Below are 1,991 nucleotides of genomic sequence, written 5' to 3'. Positions count from 1 at the left end.
AGGGGGAGGTGTGCTTGATGCCCACAATCAACGCCTTGTTGATGCCAATAGAGAACGTTGGCTGGAACAAGACAATAGCGGTTGGAATAGGTTGAATATGCTTATGAACGCCGGTCATGGCTTTGCAAGAAATTACGGCACGACAACGAATAATAATACAGCCTCTATGATGCAAGGCAACGACCCTTGGAAGAACGCTATAGGGATTTTAGCTAGTATTGCTAATTTTGCAGGAAAAAAGTGAGGTAGTTATGCAAAATAGTAACGATAACATGTTATCACGACTAATTAAGTCTATGTATGCAATGGACCCATTCGCGTCGCGTATACTAATGCAAAATCAACGTATGGAAAATGCACAACAACAGGCAAATAATTTGCCTTATTTAATCCCTTCTTCATCTGTACCAACTTTTGGTTCACAATCAAATCCTTTAGGTTTATCGAAGGATATGGAACCTTTGCCAGATGTAAGTTCGTCTTTAAGATCGGCAGGCAGAAAACCGTATGTACCGTCTTCAGTCCCTTCTTTACCAGTAGCGACCTTTGGTTCACAACCAAATCCTTTAGGTATTGAACCTTTGCCTAATGCAATTGAAACTTCAGATTTGGCATCATTGAAACCAAAGCAGTCTCAATTACCAGAGCCTATTTCATCTGTAGAACCACAGAAGTCTGTACAGCCACAACAGAGTACTGTTCCTCACCAAGATACTGGTTCTCAACAGAGTTTTTGGGATTACTTGCGTAGTCCTGAGTTTTTACAAAGATTATCAGATTATGGGATTGGTTATGCATTATCAGATGGGACGATAGCACAAAGTTTAGCGAATGCAGCTATGAATCTTCGTCGTGGTGATATGGAAAGAGAAAAAAGAGGACAGGTTAATCAGACCGTCGAGTATCTAAAGTCCAAAGGCTATAGTGAAGAAGAAGCTGCTATTATGGCACGTAATCCTCAAATGCTTAGTGCGATGCTAACAGGTGGTGATACTCCTAAGTTAAGTCAGGGGTTTCAATGGTATACCAATCCAGAGACTGGTGAACGCGAAATGAGACCGGTAAAGGGGTCTCCACAAGAACTTGAGTATAATCAAAAACTACAAGCCCAGAAAGAATGGGAGGGTAGAAGGATAAAAAATATGTTCACCACCAAGCAGCAGTTGAGAGCTGGATTAAATGATCTGAAAGCTGCTTTTAACCTCCTTCAAAAAGGTAGTGCTACAGGATTTAAGGGGTGGTTTACGAAAAAAGCTGGTGGAAGTGATGGGTACAACTTAGACAAATTATTGGAGGGAATTAGAGGTGGTGTTCTAAGGACGGTATTTGAGAATCTAAAATCGATGAGTCCTAGCGGAACAGTAGGAACTGGTCCTATATCAAATTTTGAAAGTCAGGCACTATCATCAATGTTTGGTTCTTTGGATGTTGGGCGAGATAAAGAGGGATTGGAGAGGACTTTAAAAGTAATTAAAACAGCATTTGATTTTTTCAATAGGCATAATGATCTTCAACTGTACAACGCATTAACAGGTCAGCCTATAGATACGCCCCGAGAAATCTCTGATAAATATTTTGTAGATTCACCGATGTCACAAGGGGATTGGGCAAATGCACCAGTAGTGAATAATACAGAAGAAGCTAATAAATTGCCTTCTGGAACAAAGTTTATCTTAAACCACAATGGTATTAAATATAAAGCTGTTAAGGGATAGATTATGCCTCATTATAATAATGCTTATCGAGAGTCTTTTCCTAATTTTGGTCCTAGCGTGAAGATTATTCAACGTATTCCTGATGATGAATATGGTAAGTTAAGGGGGGAAACGTTACCAGACTTTGGTCCTGATATAAAAATTATTGGACGTATTCCTGATAATGAATATGAAAATTTTGGAGGGTACGAAACATCACCCCAACATCCCGAAATCACGCAAAGTGAAGCTTTTTGGAACTCTTTAAAGCATGGTTTGAGTTTTAATTTAGATGAT

The 1,991-nt window shown here is 39.4% G+C and carries 1 protein-coding gene and 2 pseudogenes; all 3 read left to right on the top strand.

From position 1 onward, the window contains the following. Positions 1 to 244, top strand: a pseudogene (locus tag ACFIK4_RS05445) (hypothetical protein); the annotation flags it as partial. Between the two features lie 88 nt (positions 245 to 332). Then, positions 333 to 1,715 carry a hypothetical protein gene (locus ACFIK4_RS05440; protein WP_375675352.1) on the top strand — a complete coding sequence of 461 codons (1,383 nt, stop codon included), beginning with the start codon at positions 333 to 335 and terminating at the stop codon, positions 1,713 to 1,715. Between the two features lie 3 nt (positions 1,716 to 1,718). Next, positions 1,719 to 1,991: pseudogene (locus tag ACFIK4_RS05435) on the top strand (hypothetical protein); the annotation flags it as partial.

The organism is Bartonella sp. AP9QHHD, from assembly GCF_042195625.1.
Lineage (GTDB): Bacteria > Pseudomonadota > Alphaproteobacteria > Rhizobiales > Rhizobiaceae > Bartonella.
This window is presented reverse-complemented; position numbering and strand designations above follow the sequence as displayed.